The organism is Pseudomonas sp. AL 58 (genome assembly GCF_036348395.1).
In the GTDB taxonomy this organism is placed as follows: Bacteria; Pseudomonadota; Gammaproteobacteria; order Pseudomonadales; family Pseudomonadaceae; genus Aquipseudomonas; species Aquipseudomonas defluvii.
The window spans coordinates 50,830-69,644 of the sequence record NZ_JAZBQR010000007.1 but is presented as its reverse complement, the minus strand read 5'-3'; the positions used below and the strand labels follow the sequence as shown (position 1 = coordinate 69,644).

At 60.5% G+C, this 18,815-nt stretch carries 15 protein-coding genes, 1 tRNA gene and 1 pseudogene; 4 read left to right on the top strand and 13 right to left on the bottom strand.

What is annotated here, in order from left to right:
* Positions 1-76: 76 nt before the first annotated feature.
* The 10 genes from UIA24_RS10830 to UIA24_RS10785 all read right to left on the bottom strand — a co-directional run bounded on the left by UIA24_RS10830 (position 77) and on the right by UIA24_RS10785 (position 10,806).
* The gene (locus UIA24_RS10830) at positions 77-1,915 is read right to left on the bottom strand and encodes a S9 family peptidase (protein WP_330522833.1); all 1,839 of its coding nucleotides are present in this window, start codon (positions 1,913-1,915) and stop codon (positions 77-79) included.
* Positions 1,881-3,041 (bottom strand): pyrroloquinoline quinone biosynthesis protein PqqE, encoded by a 1,161-nt coding sequence (gene pqqE, locus UIA24_RS10825; RefSeq protein ID WP_065761429.1) that lies wholly within the window; start codon positions 3,039-3,041, stop codon positions 1,881-1,883. Before pqqE ends, UIA24_RS10830 begins: the two co-directional genes overlap by 35 nt.
* A complete protein-coding gene (gene pqqD / locus UIA24_RS10820) occupies positions 3,013-3,288 on the bottom strand; it encodes a pyrroloquinoline quinone biosynthesis peptide chaperone PqqD (RefSeq protein WP_330522832.1) in 276 nt (91 codons plus the stop codon). The genes pqqE and pqqD overlap by 29 nt, the downstream gene beginning before the upstream one ends.
* Entirely contained in the window at positions 3,285-4,040 is a 756-nt protein-coding gene (gene pqqC, locus UIA24_RS10815; RefSeq protein WP_065761431.1) for a pyrroloquinoline-quinone synthase PqqC, read from the bottom strand. Before pqqC ends, pqqD begins: the two co-directional genes overlap by 4 nt.
* Before the next feature lie 8 nt (positions 4,041-4,048).
* Positions 4,049-4,960, bottom strand: coding sequence for a pyrroloquinoline quinone biosynthesis protein PqqB (gene pqqB / locus UIA24_RS10810; RefSeq protein WP_330522831.1), 912 nt, complete (start codon positions 4,958-4,960; stop codon positions 4,049-4,051).
* Between the two features lie 67 nt (positions 4,961-5,027).
* Positions 5,028-5,099, bottom strand: a complete 72-nt coding sequence (gene pqqA / locus UIA24_RS10805; RefSeq protein WP_003243383.1) for a pyrroloquinoline quinone precursor peptide PqqA — start codon at positions 5,097-5,099, stop codon at positions 5,028-5,030.
* Positions 5,100-5,259: 160 nt separating this feature from the next.
* Positions 5,260-7,602, bottom strand: coding sequence for a pyrroloquinoline quinone biosynthesis protein PqqF (pqqF, locus tag UIA24_RS10800; RefSeq protein WP_330522830.1), 2,343 nt, complete (start codon positions 7,600-7,602; stop codon positions 5,260-5,262).
* A gap of 42 nt (positions 7,603-7,644) precedes the next feature.
* Complete coding sequence (locus tag UIA24_RS10795) at positions 7,645-8,445, bottom strand: carbon-nitrogen hydrolase family protein (protein ID WP_330522829.1); 801 nt, start codon at positions 8,443-8,445, stop codon at positions 7,645-7,647.
* A 13-nt stretch (positions 8,446-8,458) separates the two neighbouring features.
* Positions 8,459-10,141 carry a flavin monoamine oxidase family protein gene (locus UIA24_RS10790; RefSeq protein WP_065759048.1) on the bottom strand — a complete coding sequence of 561 codons (1,683 nt, stop codon included), beginning with the start codon at positions 10,139-10,141 and terminating at the stop codon, positions 8,459-8,461.
* 203 nt (positions 10,142-10,344) lie between these two features.
* Complete coding sequence (locus tag UIA24_RS10785; RefSeq protein ID WP_099776001.1) at positions 10,345-10,806, bottom strand: Lrp/AsnC family transcriptional regulator; 462 nt, start codon at positions 10,804-10,806, stop codon at positions 10,345-10,347.
* A 789-nt stretch (positions 10,807-11,595) separates the two neighbouring features.
* Here UIA24_RS10785 and UIA24_RS10780 point away from each other — a divergent pair.
* From UIA24_RS10780 to UIA24_RS10765, 4 genes are read left to right on the top strand one after another with little or no spacing between them, the layout of a single operon-like run.
* Positions 11,596-12,378, top strand: a complete 783-nt coding sequence (locus UIA24_RS10780; RefSeq protein ID WP_330522828.1) for a transporter substrate-binding domain-containing protein — start codon at positions 11,596-11,598, stop codon at positions 12,376-12,378.
* Positions 12,379-12,433: 55 nt separating this feature from the next.
* Positions 12,434-13,162, top strand: coding sequence for an ABC transporter permease (locus UIA24_RS10775; protein WP_330522827.1), 729 nt, complete (start codon positions 12,434-12,436; stop codon positions 13,160-13,162).
* Entirely contained in the window at positions 13,159-13,869 is a 711-nt protein-coding gene (locus UIA24_RS10770) for an ABC transporter permease (RefSeq protein ID WP_330522826.1), read from the top strand. Before UIA24_RS10775 ends, UIA24_RS10770 begins: the two co-directional genes overlap by 4 nt.
* A 16-nt stretch (positions 13,870-13,885) precedes the next feature.
* Positions 13,886-14,650, top strand: coding sequence for an ABC transporter ATP-binding protein (locus UIA24_RS10765; RefSeq protein WP_330522825.1), 765 nt, complete (start codon positions 13,886-13,888; stop codon positions 14,648-14,650).
* Positions 14,651-14,676: 26 nt separating this feature from the next.
* On the opposite strand, the pseudogene UIA24_RS10760 reads toward UIA24_RS10765, so the two are convergent.
* The 3 genes and pseudogenes from UIA24_RS10760 to UIA24_RS10750 all read right to left on the bottom strand — a co-directional run.
* Positions 14,677-14,766, bottom strand: a pseudogene (locus tag UIA24_RS10760) (integrase); the annotation flags it as partial.
* 105 nt (positions 14,767-14,871) lie between these two features.
* Positions 14,872-14,948: transfer RNA gene (locus UIA24_RS10755), tRNA-Ile, on the bottom strand.
* Between the two features lie 14 nt (positions 14,949-14,962).
* Positions 14,963-18,706, bottom strand: coding sequence for an EAL domain-containing protein (locus tag UIA24_RS10750; RefSeq protein WP_330522824.1), 3,744 nt, complete (start codon positions 18,704-18,706; stop codon positions 14,963-14,965).
* Positions 18,707-18,815: the final 109 nt, after the last annotated feature.

The following is an 18,815-nucleotide window of genomic DNA, read 5'->3' as shown; positions in this document are numbered from 1 at the left end:
TCGCCCTGGGCCTGATCGTTTTGGCTCGGGGCGTTTTTTTATCTGCCGTCAGCTGCTCAAAGGCACGCCTGGCGTTCTAAGGTGCGCTGAGGACTTTACGGTAGAACTTCCATTCCTCCTCCAGCGCATGGGCGAGGTTGGCCGCGGTTCGAAAGCCGTGGCGTTCATTGGCATAGAAGTGCCCTTCGGCGTGAATACCGCGGCGTTTCAGGGCGTCGAGCATGCTGCGCGTTTGCTCGGGGACTACCACCGCATCCAGTTCGCCCTGGAAGAAGATCACTGGCACTTTGATTTGTGCGGCATGCAGCAGCGGTGTGCGTTGTCGGTAACGCTCGATGTCCCGCACGGGGTCGCCGATCAGCCAGTCGAGGTAGTCGCCTTCAAACTTGTGCGTGGCGCGGGTCAGGGCCAGCGGATCACTGACCCCGTAGAGGCTCGCGCCAGCACGGAACACGTTGTGAAAGGCCAGCGCACACAGGGTGGTGTAACCACCGGCGCTACCGCCTCGGATAAAGGCCTGGGTTGGGTCCACCAGGCCTTGCCCGGCCAGGTAGCTGACTACGGCACAGGCATCTTCCACGTCGACTTCGCCCCAGCGCCCGCACAGCGCCTGACGATAGGCCCGGCCATAGCCACTGCTGCCTCGATAGTTGAGGTCGGCGACGGCAAAGCCGCGTTGGGTCCAGTATTGAACACGCGGGTCGAGCACCGGGTAGCATGCGGATGTCGGGCCACCGTGGATGAACACCACCAGCGGTGGGCGCGACGTCCCGTTCATGGCCGGGTAGAAAAAGCCATGGGCAATACCATCACCGCTGGGGTAACGGAGGGTTTGCGGTCGGCTGATGCGTTCAGCCGGTAACGGAAGTACGCCGCCACTCAACACCTGAACATGGTGCGTCCGTCGGTGGATGGCGATGACAGCCGGTGGGTGGGTGGCCGACGACGCGATGGCATACAGGTAGGTGTTGTCCAGGTCCAGGCAGCGAAAACGGGTGAACGTGCCGCTGAAGTCTTCTAGCGTGCCGTCGAGATGGCGCACGCCCAGGCGGCTGAAACCGTCTTCGAACCAACTGGCCAGATAACGTCCACGGTCCAGGGGGCGCCAGGTGCTGGCGCCCAGTTGCCAAGGGGCGCCAGCGTGGTCGGCCGCCGTGGCGGGGAGTGCCTGCCAACCCTGTTCGGTTTCACCCCAGGGCTGCCAGAAACCTTCACGGTCTGACAGGCAATACAGGCGGCCATTGCTGTCGAAGCGCGGTTGCTGCAGGGATTCCTGTTCGTCGCCGTCACCCGCAATGCACTGCGCCGGGCTCCAGCGGCCATCGGCCTGACGCTGGCAGCACAGCAGGCGGGTGGCGGTCCAGGGTTGATCGGGGCGGTTCCACTCGATCCAGGCCAGGCGGGCTCCATCCTCGCTCACGGTCGCAGATGCATAGAAGTCCGCACCTTCGGCCAGTACCTCCCGTGAGCCGTGGCCAATGGCGACCAAGCGGTGTTCGACCTGATCCGGCGTGTGCGTTTCCTCAACGGCCACGACCTTGCCGTCTGCCCAGCACAAATCACCGTAACGACGATGGCCGTGGGTCAGCGGCTGCGGCTGGCCGCCATCGAGGCCTTGCCGATAGAGCTGCTGGTCTGTTTCGTTGACGAACACCAGGCCGTTGGCCGTGAGGCAGAATGCACCGCCGCCATACTCGTAGACCCGGCTGCGTACGCTGAAACCATCGGGCGTCAGGCAGCGGCTGCGGCCCTTGTGCCAATGCCAGATCCGGCAAGCACCGTCCTGGGGACGAAAGGCATTCCAGAACAACCCGTGCGGGCCGACCTTGAGTTCGGCATAGTCGGCGCCTGCGGCTACCGCCTGTTCGGCGCTGAAGCGATCAGCCGCGAGCGATGACACGGGAGTTTCGATCATTGCGGAACGTCATCTGGTCGATGGAGAGGTTGGCGTGTTCGGCGTCTTTCCGGGCGTTGAGGATGATCCCGTGGTCGGCCGATTTGGCGCAGACCGGGTCAGCCTTGCTGGCGTCGCCGGTGAGCATGAAGGCCTGGCAGCGGCAGCCGCCGAAGTCTTTTTCCTTCTCGTCGCAGGAGCGGCACGGCTCAGGCATCCAGTCATAACCGCGGTAGCGGTTGAAGCCGAACGAGTCGTACCAGATGTGCTGCATGCTGTGTTCACGCACGTTGGGAAACTGCACGGGCAGTTGCCGTGCGCCGTGGCAGGGCAGCGCTGTGCCGTCCGGGGTGACGGTGAGGAATACGCTGCCCCAGCCGTTCATGCAGGCTTTCGGGCGCTCCTCGTAGTAGTCCGGGGTGACGAAGATCAGTTTGCAGGGGTTGCCAGCAGCCTTGAGCGTTTCGCGGTACTCGTTGGTGATGCGTTCGGCGCGCTCCAGTTGGGCGCGTGTCGGCAGCAGGCCGACCCGGTTCAAGTGTGCCCAGCCATAGAACTGGCAGGTGGCAAGCTCGACGAAGTCCGCTTCCAGGGCAATGCACAGCTCGATGATGCGGTCGATCCTGTCGATGTTGTGCCGGTGGGTCACGAAGTTCAGCACCATCGGGTAACCGTGGGCTTTTACCGCGCGGGCCATTTCCAGCTTCTGCGCAAAGGCTTTCTTCGAGCCGGCCAACAGGTTGTTTACCTCTTCGTCGCTGGCCTGGAAGCTGATCTGGATATGGTCCAGCCCGGCGTGCTTGAAGTCGGCAATCTTCTGTTCGGTCAGGCCGATACCCGAGGTGATCAGGTTGGTGTAGTAGCCTAGGCGGCGGCCTTCGCCGATCAGTTCGGCGAGGTCCTGACGAACCAGCGGTTCGCCACCGGAAAAACCCAGTTGCGCGGCGCCCATTTCCCGCGCTTCACGCATCACCTTGAACCATTGCTCGGTGTTCAGCTCCTGGCCCTGGGCAGCGAAGTCCAGTGGGTTGGAGCAGTAAGGGCACTGCAGTGGGCAACGGTAGGTCAGCTCGGCCAGCAACCACAGCGGCAGACCGACCTCAGGGGTAGCGGGTACCTCAGGCAAGCTCGATCCAGTGTTCGACACGGGCGACCTCCATGAATTGCTCGATGTCATCCCCAAGTTCGGGTACGCCGGGAAACTGCTCGTCCAGGTTGGCGATGATCGCGGCGACCGTGCGCTGACCATCAATCAACCGGCCGATGGCCGAGGCGCTTTCGTTGAGCTTGATCATGCCCTCCGGGTAGAGCAGCACATGGGCTTTCTGTGCCGGCTCGAACTGGAAGCGGTAACCCGGGCGCCAGCGCGGGGTCAGGTTGCGATCGAAGCTCATAGGGCAATCCCCTTGTGCCAGACCCGTTCACGGGTGACGGTGTGATAGGGCGGGCGGTTCAGTTCGTAGGCCATGCTCATGGCATCGAGCATGCTCCAGAGAATGTCCAGCTTGAACTGGAGAATCTCCAGCATGCGCTGTTGGCCTTCCACTGTAGTGTAGTGCTGCAAGGTGATACTCAGGCCATGTTCGACATCGCGACGGGCCTGGCTCAGGCGTGTTCGGAAGTACGCGTAACCGGCAGGGTCGATCCACGGGTAGTGTTGCGGCCAGCTGTCCAGGCGCGACTGATGGATCTGTGGCGCGAACAGTTCGGTCAGGGAGCTGCTGGCGGCTTCCTGCCAGCAGGCTCGTCGGGCAAAGTTGACATAGGCGTCCACCGCAAAGCGTACACCGGGCAGCACCAGCTCTTGAGAGCGTAGTTGCTCGGGATCAAGGCCAACGGCCTGGCCCAGGCGCAGCCAGGCTTCGATACCGCCATCTTCACCAGGTGCGCCGTCATGGTCGAGCAGGCGTTGAATCCACTCGCGGCGGATCTCGCGGTCCGGGCAGTTGGCCAGGATCGCGGCATCCTTCATCGGGATATTCACCTGATAGTAGAAGCGGTTGGCAACCCAGCCCTGGATCTGCTCGCGGCTGGCCCGGCCTTCATACATGGCCACGTGATACGGGTGATGAATGTGGTAGTAGGCACCCTTGGCCCGCAGGGCTTGTTCAAACTCGGCGGGGGACAGCGCTTTGGCGTCGTTCATGTCAGCTCCTACAACTCGATGCTCATGCCGTCGAAGGCGACTTCGACACCGCGGCGGTTCAGTTCAGCGCGTTCGGCCGAGTCTTCATCCAGGATCGGGTTGGTATTGTTGATGTGGATAAGCACCTTGCGCTGCGTCGGCAGGTGTTCCAGCACTTCAAGCATGCCACCTGGGCCGTTCTGGGCCAGGTGGCCCATTTCCCGACCTGTACGGGTGCCGACACCACGTCGCTGCATCTCATCATCGTCCCATAGGGTTCCGTCGACCAGCAGGCAGTCGGCGCTGGCCATCTTCTCCATCAGCCCGTCATCGACTTGCCCAAGGCCTGGGGCATAGAACAAGGTACCGCCAGTGCGCAGGTCTTCGACCATCAGCCCGAGGTTGTCACCTGGGTGTGGGTCGAAGCGGTGTGGCGAGTAAGGCGGTGCGGCGCTGCGCAGCGGGAACGGGCTGAAGCGCAGGTTAGGGCAGGCGTCGATAACGAAGCTGCCTTCCAGTTCGATACGGTTCCAGACCAGCCCACCGTTCCAGTGGCTGAGCATATTGAACAGCGGAAAGCCGGTGCTCAGGTCCTGATGGACCATGTCGGTGCACCAGACCTGATGGGGGCAGCCTTCGCGAAGGCTGAGCAGGCCCGTGGTGTGATCAATCTGGCTGTCGAGCAGGACGATCGCGTTGATGCCCGTGTCGCGCAGTGCCCGTGCCGGCTGCATCGGGGCAAAGCTTTGCAGTTGGGCGCGGATGTCTGGCGAAGCATTGCAGAGTACCCAGTGGACGCCGTCATCGGACAAGGCGATCGACGACTGGGTTCGCGCCGTGGCGCGCAGGGTGCCATCGCGAAAGCCCTTGCAGTTGTCACAGTTGCAGTTCCACTGGGGGAAACCGCCACCGGCGGCGGAACCGAGAATCTGGATGTACATGGCCACTCCTGCCGCGTCTGAAAATGAAAACGCCCCGGCTGACCGAGGCGTTGTACTGACAGCAAACTCAGCGGTTTGCGAAGTACATGGTCACTTCAAAGCCGATACGCAGATCAGTGTATGCAGGTTTGGTCCACATGGGATTACTCCTTCCGGATAGGTCTGGGGGTTGGTGGCTACTTATTTAGTCCACCCTCGCAATGAAGGGGGTTTGGTGGCCAGGATTGCGCTATCTTACTAAAAAATACGAAGCTGAAAGGTTAAATCTTAGATAAATGCCGTTACCGCTGGCGTAAAAATCAGCATGCATCCTGCCAGGCGGCGGACGGCGCTGGGCCGTTGGCCAAGCATAGCCAACCCTGGTCAACCCGGCGCACCGCCTCGGCGGCGGCTTCGAGTGTTGCCAGGTCTACAGCCTTGATGCGTGCCTGCAACGGCTTCAGTGTCTGCAGGGGATGGCCGGCCAGTTGCGCTTGCCAGGCCCACTCGGCCACATCGCTGTTGCTCATGCTCGATTCAGCGAACTGCGCCGCCAGGGCCTGACGTTGTGCTTCCAGCTCGCTGGCGTGAGTGTTGAGCCAGAGTCCTAGCCCATCAATGAAGGTGTTGATGTGCATGAGGATTTGCCTATGGCTGACCGACGGTGACTGCACGCCGAACAGCAGGCCAGCATGGCCTTGAACCTGACGGAAGGCGCTGAACACGGCATAACCCAATTGCAGTTCGACCCGCAGACGCTGGTAGAAAGGCCCCTGGATCAGGTGTGCCAGCAGGCGTCCTGCAGCCTCATCGGCCACCGGGCAGAACAACAGCAGGGCTTGCTCTGCGCTGTCATCGGTCGAGTGGTACCACTGCCTGCCGCGAATGAGGCGCGGCGTGGTGTGGCTGCCAGCACTGCCGGGAATCGCCAGTGGTTGCCGTTCGGTTGCCGCAAAGCCAGTGGCCAGCCCTTGCCAGCGTGCGCTGCTCCACACGGCCTGAAGCTCTGCGTCGGTGGCTGTTTGCACCTGCGGGGTTGTGTTCCCTCCCCCCAGAACAACCTCCGGCAATTGCCGGAGCAGTTGGCGGATGGGTATCAGTGTCGGTTCCCGGGCTGGGGTCGTGGCCGTCTGCCAGGTACTCGCTGGAGGGCTGCGCAGCACCGCCAGGGCTTGCGTGACAACAGCATTGACGGCACTGGGTGCGCCAGCGCAGCGCAACTGCCAGTAGTGTGCGCAGGCGCTGAATTCCAGCTCTACACAGGCTTGTGCCGCGCGTTCGATGAGCCTTTGCAGGGCACCGTTGAGCCGTGCGTAGAGGTTATCGTGGCCGCGTGAGTCGAGTTGCCAGCGCAGGTACAGGATGCCGGTCTGGCGTGTGCTTGGCAGGGCAGGGTTGTAGACCATGTGGGGGGTGCCCGACGACGCCTGAGTGGCGGCATCAGCGTTCACCAGGAATGGGTTGGGCTCGGGCAACTGCCAGGGCATGAAGGTTTCGAGACGCGGGCATGTGCGAGCCAGTAGCGTGTTGAGCAGGGCGCTCAGCGCTGCACTGTCCGGTGTCCCAGGTGGGTTGCCCGTGCTGTCTTGACGTGCCAGTTGCAGGGCGCCGGCACGCCCTTGCTGGCAGGCCAGGAGTCGGGCGTACTCCTCCACCAGCGGCGTCCGGTCGGCGCTGTTGAAAAAAGCCAGCCAATCAAAAAACAGCCGTTCAACGTCACTGCGATGCTGCTCATCCGTCAGGGTGAACTGCACATGCAGCAGGGCCTGCTGCTCATACTGATACAGCGTTTTGAAACTGAGGCCCGTTATCCAGCCTTTTTCGCGCAACAGTGCGAGCAGGCTGCCGGGTTGGCTGTCCGTCAGCCACGTGCTGAGGAATGCGATTGCGTCCTCGCTACCGGTAGGCAAGCGTTCACAGGCGAACAACAGGTTCAGCAGGCCTGCCGGTTGGGCCGGTGCGCCGCACAGTTGCAGAGGTGTGACGGGTGCCTGGGCTGTCTTCAGCCCGGGATCGAAGGCCTGGCTACAGGCTTCGGCCATTGCCAACAACTCGGTCAGTGGTTGTGGCCCGGCCAGGCTCAAGGTTATTTGCCCTGCCTGGTAGTAGCGTTTGTGGAAGTCCTGCAGTGCCCGTTGAAAGGCGGCCTGCTGTACACCCAGGCTGTAGCGGTTACCGGCATGGAAGGCGCGCAGTGGATGGCCTGCCGATACGCACTGAAGCAGGGTGAATTGTGCCTGCGAGGCGCGGTCGCGGGACCAGGCAATGAACTCGGCGTGCAGCACTTCGCGTTCGCGCAACTGCGCGGCGTGGTCGTCCAGGCGGGGCTGGGCAAGCATGTCGCACAGCCGCTCCAGGGCACCGCTGAATGCCGCGACCGGGACTTCGAAAAAAAACTCAGTGGCCCGTTCCCGCGTGCTTGCATTGACCTGGCCACCGTGGCGTTGCACATAGCGCATCAGGCCGTCTTCAGCCGGGAAGCGGCTGTTGCCGAGAAAAAACAGGTGTTCAAGGAAGTGCGCCAGCCCCGGCCATGCCGTTGGAGCATCGTGGCTACCGGCAGCGACATGCACTGCGGCGGCGCAGCGCTTCAGGTGTGGCGCATGGCGCAGTGTGAGCTGCAGGCCGTTGGCCAAGGTATGGTGTGCAAACGTGGCAGGCATGACGGCTCCAGCAAAACGCGAACCGTCATGCTAGCGGATAACTCAGCCTTTGCGCGGGTCGCCGTACAGCTCGGGGCGCAGGTCGTGCAAATAGGGGGTGTTGGCCCGGCCCTGTACGACCTGTTGGCGATCCAGATCACTGACCAGCAAACAGGCCTCGCGTCCAGCCATGGCCAGGATGCTGCCATCCGGGCCGACGATACTGCTTTGCCCACAGTACTGGATCGCGTCCTCGGCACCGCAGTAGTTGGCGTAAACCAGATAACACTGGTTTTCGTAGGCGCGGGCGCGCACGGTGACCTGGGCGACAAAGTCGTAGGGCACCATGTTCGCGGTCGGCACCAGTATCAGTTCGGCGCCGGCCAGGGCCAGACGTCGTGCGTTCTCCGGGAACTCGATGTCGTAGCAGATCAACAGGCCAAGCTTCCAGCCGTTGAGCTGGACCACCGGGAAGTGGTCCGGGCCCGGGCTGAACATCGCCCGGTCAAGGCCGCCGAACAGGTGCGTCTTGCGGTAGTTGCACAGGCTGCTGCCGTGGGCGTCGATCAGCTGTACTGCGTTGTACAGCCGACCATCATCGGCCCGCTCAGGGTAGCCATAGGCGATGGCAATGCCGTTGCTTTGGGCGATCTCCACCACGGCCATGGCCGAGGGGCCGTCCTCGGCCTCGGCCAGCCGTGCTACAGCGTCGGCGCCGATGTTATAGCCCGTCAGGAACATCTCCGGGCACACCAGCAGTTCGGCGCCCCGGGCAGCAGCGGCCTGCGCTTGCTGATGCAAGCGCTCCAGGTTGCCGGGCACGTCCACTGGTAGCGGCGCACCCTGATACACGGCGATACGCATGGCGGTTCTCTCGTCAGTCGGCCAGGGCAATTGGGCCAATTTCATTGAACACGTCGCCTGGGCCTGGGTTGTCCGGATGGGTGTGGCCACCGAAGTGGGTCATGATACCCCACACCGCATTGAGTGACGTTTGTACCGCCCCTTCTACCCAGGCGGGGGTCCAGGAGACGTCATCACCGGCGATGAACATACCGCGCTGCTCGGCTGGCATGTCCTGCTGCATGAAGTGCGCGTACATCCGCTGGTTGTAGCGGTAGTGGCCGGGCAGAGCGCCTTTGAACGCACCCAGGAAGTGCGGATCGGCTTCCCAGGAAACCGTAATCGGATCGCCGATGATGTGCCCGGCGATGTCCACTTTCGGGTAGATCTTCTTCAGCGCATCCAGTGCCAGTTTCACCCGTTTTTCCACGGGTTGAGGCAGCATTTTCAGGGCATCGCTCATCCACGAATAGGACAGGCAGATCACCCCCGGCTTGTCGTCGCCGTTGTCGAACAGGTAGGTGCCACGGGTGAGGCGGTCGGTCAGGGTCATGCTCATCAGGTCGCGACCGGTTTCCGGGTCCTTGTCCTTCCAGAAGGGGCGGTCGACCATGACGAAGGTCTTCGACGACTGCATGTAGCGTGTGCGGTCCAGGGCCATCCACATCTTCTGCGAGAACAGCGACTCCTCGCATTCGATCTGCGTAGTCAGCAACCAGCTCTGGCAGGTGGTCAGCACTGCTGCGTAGTGACGGGTATCTCCCCAGTTGTCAGTCACCGCCAGGCGACCGTCGCTGGCCCGGGCAATACGTTTGACGCCCGGCCGCGGCGCGCCTCGGTGCAGTGAGCTCAGGCTGGTACCTGCGGGCCAGTGGGCACAGCGCTCAGGAACATGGCGCCAGATTCCCTGCGGCACCTGCTCGACGCCACCGACGATCAAGTGCTGGTGATCGTCGCAGTTGGTCATTACCACGCGGAAGATTTCCAGCATCGAGTTGGGGAAGTCCGAGTCCCAGCCGCCCGTGCCGAAACCGACCTGACCAAAGACTTCTCGGTGCAGGAAGCTGAGCTTGGCGAACGACTTTGAGGTCGCAACGAAATCGTAAAAGGTGCGGTCGTCCCAGAGCGGCACCAGCGTGTTCCAAAGCTCTTTGAGGCGGGGAACATCACGGTCACGGATGGCTTGCTGGATATCCCCAAAGCGCGCGCCGCTTTCCAGGGCGTCGGCCCAGGCATCGGCCACTTCCTGGAACAGCTTGGGCAAATCGGAGAGTTTTTCAGCGTAATGGGTCTGGCCTTCCAGATCGATCACGGTGCTACCGGAAGCTGGGGTCAGCGGGTTGGGGAACGGCTTGGTCTCAAGGCCGAGCTTGTCCACATAGTGATAGAACGCCGTGGAGGACACTGGAAAACGCATTCCCCCCAGTTCTGCAATGATCCCGTCAGTGCCTTCAAAGGCTTGCGAGCGCAGGCGGCCGCCCATCCTCGAGGCTTCGTAAACGACCGGTTTCAGGCCCAGTTTCATCAACTCGTACGCGGCCACCAGGCCAGCGATCCCGGCACCGACAATCGCTACTTCCTCACCCTGTCGCTCGGCCGGGATGCTGCCGAGGCCTGCGGGGTGTTCGATCCAGTCGTCAAAGGCGAAAGGGAAGTCCGGGCCGAAAATAGTGACGGGTTTTTTTCCATCGGCGGGGTGGCGATTGTTCTTGTTCATGATTGACCTTGCCAGGGCTGCGCGGAGTGCGGAGCTTGAGTATAGGAAACTGCCTGGCGGTCATTTTAGAGGGTGTGGATTTCGTTATTAAGATGCAGAGTGTCGTCGTTATGATCTTATTTATGTCATTTAGACGACGATATGCTACAAAGTGACGATCTGTGTGGGCGCCGGCGTGGCTCATGCCATGCCGACCGAGGCGGTCAAATCGGCTGCCCGCGATCCACCTTGCTGCTGAGGATGATCGAGGTGGTGGTTTTCTCCACACCTTCGACGTTGCCGATTTGATCGAGCAATTGGTCCAGTTGCTCCGGTGAGTCGCTGCGAAGCCAGGCCACATAGTCAAACTCGCCACTCACCGCACATAACTGCTGGATCTGGCCCATGGCACTGAGCCGCCGCACCACATCCTTGCCGGAACGTGGCTGCACGGTAATCCCGACATACGCCTGCAAGCCGCCATCAATCACTCGCTGCCCGAGGCGAACACCGTAGCCAGTGATTACCTTGGTTTTCTCAAGGCGAGCCAGCCGTGAGGTGACGGTAGTACGAGCGATGCCCAACTGCCGGGCCAGCGTGGCCACGCCTTCACGGGCGTTGATCTGCAACAGGGCGATGAGTTGACGGTCGATTTCGTCGAGGGCTGCAGCGCGTGTTTCAGGCATGGGGTATCTCGGATACAGGCCCTGGGTCAGGGCTATTGGGCTGGCTGAAAGGCCTTGGTGCCAGGTTAAGGGCACTTGCATCCTGCAGGCTGCCTGCGATGGATGCGGCGGGGTGCCCGCATTTACGCGGTGCTTGCATCACAGGCATGAGCTTATTCGGCTCATGGTGTGAGCCGATTGTGTCGGCTATTCGGCTCACTGTCCAATACCGAGGCCGGGCTGTGTGCGGACAGGCACGCCGTGAGCTTTAGCACGCCAAAGATTGCCGTCATGAACAGCAATGGATGGATGTGCTTGAGGTGGGTTGCCTGCGCAACTCCTTTAGTCGCTACCGAAGGCTGCGCTCGCCGGAGGTGCCGCCGCTGGAGATCGTCGCGAGGCCTTGTGGGCCTCCAGCGCAGACTGCGCAGCGGTGCCTTAATTCAGGTCAGGTAATGCCCTGCTTGTCGGCCAAACCTTAAAAAGGAATAAAGAACACAACCGGCTTGCCGGGGAATTTAACAGGGCGATTTGTTTCGGTCGCAGGAGCTCCTCGTGATTAACGAATTAGCGCAAGCGCACTATATCGTCACTATTGTTCGTCATAATGACCAATAATTCGTCAAATCAATGCACTTTGCGTCTTATCGTCGCACCCGCTTGCTTTTAGACTCTTTTCCCTGCGCGCTCGGCCTTCCTGTTCATCAGGAGCACGAGCTGTTGGGTGTTACCTCTTCCAATGTGACATACGAGCTCCAGGACAGTACTCATGTGTCACAGCGCTCATATTGGTCCTTAGGAATAAAAACAATGACAAAAACATTTCTGACCCTTTCTGCATTGGCTTTGTGTGTGGCTGCCGGCTCTGCGCTGGCCAAGGAGTACAAAGAGTTACGTTTTGGCGTCGACCCTTCCTATGCGCCGTTCGAATCCAAGGCCGCTGATGGAAGCCTGGTGGGTTTCGATATCGACTTGGGCAATGCGATCTGCGCTGAGCTGAAGGTCAAGTGCAAGTGGGTCGAAAGCGACTTCGACGGCATGATTCCCGGCCTCAAGGCCAACAAGTTCGATGGCGTGATCTCTTCCATGACCGTCACACCAGCACGTGAGAAAGTCATCGACTTCTCGAACGAGCTGTTCTCTGGGCCGACTGCGCTGGTATTCAAGAAAGGTGCGGCCTTCGGCAGCGATCCGGCCTCACTGATCGGCAAGAAGGTCGGGTACGAGCAAGGTACCATCCAGGAAGCCTACGCCAAGGCCGTGCTGGACAAAGCCGGGGTAGAGACCCAGGCCTACGCCAACCAGGACCAGGTCTACGCTGACCTGATCTCCGGACGCCTCGATGCCTCAATCCAGGACATGCTGCAAGCCGAACTGGGCTTCCTGAAGTCACCACAAGGCGTCGACTTCCAGGTCAGCGAGCCGGTCGAAAGCCCGCTTCTGCCAGCCAAAACCGCCGTGGGTCTGTCCAAAGGCAACGCCGAACTCCAGGCCTTGCTGAACAAAGGCATCAAGGCTCTGCACGACAATGGCACCTATGCGGCCGTCCAACAGAAGCACTTTGGCAATCTGAATCTCTACAGCGGCAAATAATGACCCTGCGCCCATCTGCGGATGGGCACTTTTTTGATTGATGTAGGGCTGCTCAATGCTAGAAATCCTATTGCAGAATCTCGGACTGTCAGGCTTCAGCCTCAAGGGCTTCGGCCCACTGTTGCTGGAAGGTTCCTGGATGACGGTCAAATTATCCTTTCTGTGCTTGCTGGTAAGCGTTGGCCTGGGCCTGATCGGCGCCAGCGCGAAACTGTCAAACGTCAAACTGCTGAGGGTTACGGCCCAGCTCTACACGACGCTGATTCGCGGTGTGCCGGACCTGGTGCTGATGCTGCTGATTTTCTACAGCCTGCAAACCTGGTTGACCTCGTTTACCGAGTTCATGGGATGGGAATACATCGAGATCAACCCGTTCAGTGCCGGGGTCATTACCCTGGGTTTCATCTACGGGGCGTATTTCACCGAGACCTTCCGTGGCGCCATCCTCGCGGTACCCCGCGGGCAGATGGAAGCCGCTACCGCCTATGGCCTGACCCGAGCTCAGCGCTTCCGCTTCGTGGTGTTCCCGCAAATGATGCGTTTTGCCCTGCCGGGCATCGGTAATAACTGGATGGTGATCCTCAAGGCCACCGCGTTGGTCTCGATCATCGGTCTGGCCGATCTGGTCAAGGTGGCCCAGGATGCGGGTAAAAGCTCCTATCAGTTGTTCTTCTTCCTGGTGCTGGCCGCCTTGATCTATCTGGTGATAACCACCGCTTCGAATTACGTCTTGCGTCGGCTGGATGTCTTCTACGCCGCAGGCACCCGGGAGGCCGTACGATGATCGAACTACTGCAGGAATACTGGCGCCCCTTCCTTTACCAGGACGGCAGCCACATCACCGGGCTGGCCATGACCCTCTGGTTGCTCAGTGCCTCGATTTTCTTTGGCTTCGTGATGTCGGTGCCGTTGTCGATTGCCCGGGTGTCGTCCAATGTATGGGTGCGCTGGCCGGTGCAGTTCTACACTTACTTGTTCCGAGGCACGCCGCTGTATATCCAGTTGCTGATTTGCTACACCGGCATCTACAGCCTGGCTGCGGTGCGCGCCCAGCCGCTACTGGATGCATTCTTCCGCGATGCATTGAACTGCACCATTCTGGCCTTTGCCCTGAACACCTGCGCCTACACCACGGAGATCTTTGCCGGGGCCATTCGCAGCATGAACCACGGTGAAGTCGAAGCAGCCAAGGCCTACGGCCTGACGGGCTGGAAGCTGTACGCCTATGTGATCATGCCGTCGGCCCTGCGTCGCTCGCTGCCTTACTACAGCAACGAAGTGATCCTGATGCTGCACTCGACCACCGTGGCCTTCACCGCGACCATCCCGGACATCCTGAAAGTCGCACGGGACGCCAACTCGGCGACCTTTCTGACCTTCCAGTCGTTCGGCATCGCCGCGTTGATCTACCTGGCAGTCACTTTCTCTCTGGTCGGCCTGTTCCGCCTGGCTGAACGCCGTTGGTTGTCTTTCCTCGGCCCGGCTCACTAATTCAGGATGCTTGTTCATGTACAAACTGACCGTTGAAAACCTGCACAAAAGTTACGGCAACCATGAAGTCCTCAAGGGCGTTTCACTGAACGCCAAAACCGGCGATGTGATCAGCCTGATTGGCGCCAGTGGTTCTGGCAAGAGCACCTTTCTGCGTTGCATCAACTTCCTGGAAACGCCCAACGACGGCGCCATGAGCCTGGATAACCAGCCGATTAAAATGGTCCATGATCGCCACGGCATGCGCGTGGCCGACGCCAATGAACTGCAACGTATCCGTACTCGCCTGGCCATGGTGTTCCAGCACTTCAACCTGTGGAGCCACATGACCGTGCTCGACAACATCACCATGGCCCCACGCCGTGCGCTGGGTGTCAGCAAGAAGGATGCAGAGGAGCGCGCCCGACGTTATCTCGACAAGGTGGGGCTGCCGTCGCGCGTCGCCGATCAATACCCGGCGTTCCTCTCCGGTGGTCAGCAGCAACGCGTTGCCATCGCCCGGGCCCTGAGCATGGAGCCGGAGATCATGCTGTTCGACGAACCGACTTCGGCACTGGACCCGGAGCTGGTGGGCGAAGTGCTCAAGGTGATCCAGGGCCTGGCCGAAGAAGGCCGCACCATGATCATGGTGACCCACGAAATGAGCTTTGCGCGCAAAGTGTCGAACCAGGTGCTGTTCCTGCACCAAGGGCGGGTCGAAGAGCAGGGCGCGCCCGAGGACGTATTGGGTAACCCGCAAAGCGGACGTCTGCAGCAGTTTCTCAGTGGCAACCTGAAGTAAGCCGCAGGGCAGATTCAAGCGTCATCCGTTCTGAAAGTCTTAGACGCAGTCGGCCAGCCATTTTTACGAATGACCGCTTTCCATGTTTCTGAAGGTGTTTTTACGAGGGTTGCCATACGTTCTCCGAGGGACGATCGGTACGGGCTGTACCGACACTGTTCCTCGGGAACGTCTGATTGGGGCGTCAAGACCTGCAGCTGAACTGCAGGTCTTGATTCATATGGTGGGCCCAGCAGGACTCGAACCTGCGACCAAGGGATTATGAGTCCCCTGCTCTAACCAACTGAGCTATAGGCCCTCAGTGGTCGCGGATTATAACGAGGGTTTCCAGGCTGTGCCATCCGAAAGATCTGAAACTGCTATACGAAGAAAGGTCGCGGCAAACTCTTCGGGTGGTAATGGCAAGCTGACGATGTAGCCTTGGATCTGTTCGCAGCCCTCGGCCGCGAGGAAGCGTTGTTGGGCAAGGTTCTCTACGCCCTCGGCAATGATGGTCAGTTGCATGCTGCGGCCCAGGGCGATAATGGCGCGGGCAATCGCTGCGTCATGCGGATCGTCCGGTAGGCCGCGGATGAATGACTGATCGATCTTGAGGATGTCCAGCGGCAGGCGCTTGAGGTAACTGAGCGATGAGTAGCCGGTGCCGAAGTCGTCGATAGCCAACTGTACGCCCAGGCGTTTGAGTTGGTGCAGAATCGCCAGGGCCTCTTCGGCCTGGCTCATGATGAAGTTCTCAGTGATCTCCAACTGCAGGTCGCCCGCGCTGAGGTGGTAGGTATTGAGCAACTGTTCAATACGTTTGACCAGGCTGGGCTGACGTAACTGGGCCCCCGCCAGGTTGATCGACAGTGGGCCGAAGGCGAGGTAGGTCTCTTTCCATTGCTGCATTTGTCGGCAGGCATGTTCCAGCACCCAGTCGCCCAGTTGCAGAATCATGCCGTTCTCTTCTGCCAACGCAATGAAGTGTTCGGGCGGAACATCACCAAAGGTGGGGTTGCTCCAGCGAATCAGGGCTTCGGCACCAATCAGGCTTTGGGTCTTCAGGCTGAACTTAGGCTGGTAGTACAGGCTCAGTTCGTCGCGTTCAATGGCTCGGCGCAGTTCATGCTCCAGAGCGACGCGCGCGCTGGCCTGTGCGGTCAGGTCGCGTGTGTAGGATTCGACGCGGTTGCGGCCCTTGGCTTTGGAACGGTACATCGCGGCGTCGGCGTTTCGGATAAGTGATGCAACGTCGCTGCCGTCCTGTGGATAAAGGCTGGTACCGATGCTGGCGCTGGTGAAGAACTCATGTTCGCCCGCCTGGAAAGGTGCACTGAAGCAATTCAGTAGCTTGGCGGCGATGTGTTCGGCGTCGCTGGGTTGGTGCAGGCCGGGAAGCAGGATGATGAACTCGTCACCGCCCAGGCGGGCGACGGTGTCGATATCCCGCACTTGCTCCTTCAGGCGATGGGCGATGCCTTTGAGCAGCAGGTCGCCGACCGGGTGACCAAGGCTGTCGTTGATGTGCTTGAAGCGGTCCAGGTCGAGAAACAGCACGGCTCCCTGAGCCTTGGAGGTTTGTGTGCAGCTCAAGGCGGCCTGTAGCCGGCTTTCAAACAGGGTACGGTTGGGCAGGCCGGTCAGTGGATCATGGTGCGCCTGATAGTCGAGCTTGGCCTGGGCATGTTTGATGCTGGAGATGTCGGCGAATACTGCCACGAAGTGGGTGATTTCCCGGCCGCTATTACGTACGGCACTGATGGTCAGCCAGCCTGGGTACACTTCGCCGTTCTTGCGGCGGTTCTGAATTTCGCCTTGCCAGTGGCCTTCGGCGGTCAGTTGGTGCCACATGGCCGCGTAGAAGGCGCTGTCGTGCTGGCCAGAAGCGAGCAGGCGCGGTGTCTGTCCCAGCGCCTCGAATTCGCTGTAGCCGGTGATCTCGCTGAAAGCCCGGTTGACCGCACTGATACGCTGCTCGGTATCGGTGATCAGCACGCCCTCGGCCGTATTCTCGAAGACAGTGGCCGCCAGTTGCAGTTTTTCCTGCATCAGGTGGCGCTCGGTAATATCGCGCGCGATGGTTAGCATGCACTCTTCGCCGGCGATGGGCAGTGGCCGCGCTGAGAGTTCACACAGGCGAATCTGCCCGTCGCTGCGGCGAATATGGCAGGTGTAGTCGCGCACGAAGCCGTCCCTTTCCAGCAGTTCCAGCAGGCGTTTGCGTTCATTGAGGTCAACCCAGATGCCCAGGTCAATCGATGTGCGGTCCAGCGTCATGCTCAGGTCATAGCCTGTCAGGCGGCAGAACCCTTCGTTGACTTCAATCAGCCTGCCGTCTCGCTGGCGCGACAGAAGAAGCCCGTCGGGTGAGGCATGGAAAGCCTTGGCGAACTTCTCTTCGGATGTTTGCAGCTGATCCTGGGCTTCCTTGAGTTGGCTGATGTCGCGTACGGCCACCACCAGGGCAGGCGTGCTATCCAGCTGGAAGGCCTCGACCGAGGTCAGCCCGGTAAACACCTGGCCATTGCGACGTTTGAACAGCATCTCAAGGTTGCGCACCTTTCCGGCCTGCAGGCGCCGCAGTAATTTGGGGCCTATGCCTTCGATGCCCCAGATGTTCAACTCGGTGGCGGTCTTGCCGATGACGTGTGCCGGGCTCAGGCCAAGCTGCTCCTCGAAGGCTTCGTTGACTTCAAGCAGGCAGCCGTCGCTGAGGCGGGCGATAACCAGGATGTCTGGGCACTGCTGGAACACTGAGGCGAACTTTTGCTCAGAAAGGCGCAGGGCCAGTTCGGTATTCTTGGCTTCACTGATGTCTATCATCAAGCCGCGCATGACCGGCTTGTGCCCGTGTTCGATCAGGCTGACGATGTCGCGCACCCACAGGCTACGCCCGTCGGCAGTGATCACCCGGTAGTCGAGGCTGTGATCGCGTCCTGCAGCGGTCTCGCTGTCACAGTAGGCCTGTGCCCAAAGCGCGTCGTCGGGGTGCAGAATGCTGTTCCAGAAGCCGGGCTTGAGCCAGTCGCTGAGTGGATAGCCCAGCAGGTTTTCTGCATGGGGCGAGACGTAGCTGTAGGTGAAATCTTCGGTGTCGGCTTCCCAGGCGATGGCCGAAAGGCTCTCGATCAAGCCGCGGTAGTGGTATTCGCTGCTACGCAACTCCTGTTCAAGGGCGATGCGTCTGGAAATCTCGGAGCTGAGTCGGCGGTTGCTCCAGATGACCACCGCCAGGATGGTGAGCAGCACCAGGATCCCTGGCAAGCCATACATCAGCAGGTCGTACCAGCCTGTGCGGCGATCCAACACCTTGCCGACCCAGCGCTCCTGGATATTGCTGATCTCGCCAGGGCTCATGTCGGCCAGGACTTTGTCGAGGATTGCGACGAGTATTTTATCCTCGCGTGGCACGGCCATTGCCAACTGGTAGCGATAGGGGGTTTCCCCGCTGACATACAAGCCTTCAAGCTTCTGCTGGCGCAGGCTCCAGATACTTGATGCCAGGTCGCCGACCACCGCATCGACCTGGTCTGTCGCCAGGGCTTGCAAGGTCGAGCTGACGTTGGGCAGGGCGACCAGATTGAGGTCGGGGTGATGGGTGCGTAACAGTTCGTGGGGGGCGTAGTTCTCAACCACGGCGACTTTCAGGCCATAGAGGTCTTTCAGGTCGTGGGGTTGCGCGCCGCCCTGATGGGCAAGAATGACAATCGGAAAATCCAGGTAGGGGCGCGTAAAGGACAGGTAGCTTTGTCGTTCAGGCGTCGACATGATGCCTGGCAACAGATCCAGTTTGCCGTTTCGAGCCTCCTCCAGTACTGCAGTCCAACTGATCGGTTCGATCGGTTTGAATGCGACCCCCAGGCGATCCTCGAGCAAGGTGATGTAGTCGGCGGCCAGTCCCTGGTAGCGACCCTCCTGGTCCCGGTATTCAAAGGGTGGCCAGGAAGCATCGACGCCTAGGCGCAGTTGCGGGTGCGCACTGAGCCAGGCTTGTTCTTCGTCTGTCAGGGTCAAGGCGCCGGCCGTTGCACTCCAGAGAAGCTGGAGCAGCAACAGGATGGCCGGCAATCTGAGCATAGCGGCCTCGTCACACAGGTAGTCTGATTCGAGTGTAGACGGCGCTTTTGCCTAGGGGATAGTGGCGAAAGTCTTAAATGCAGATGCCATGAAAAGAAAAACCCCGGCG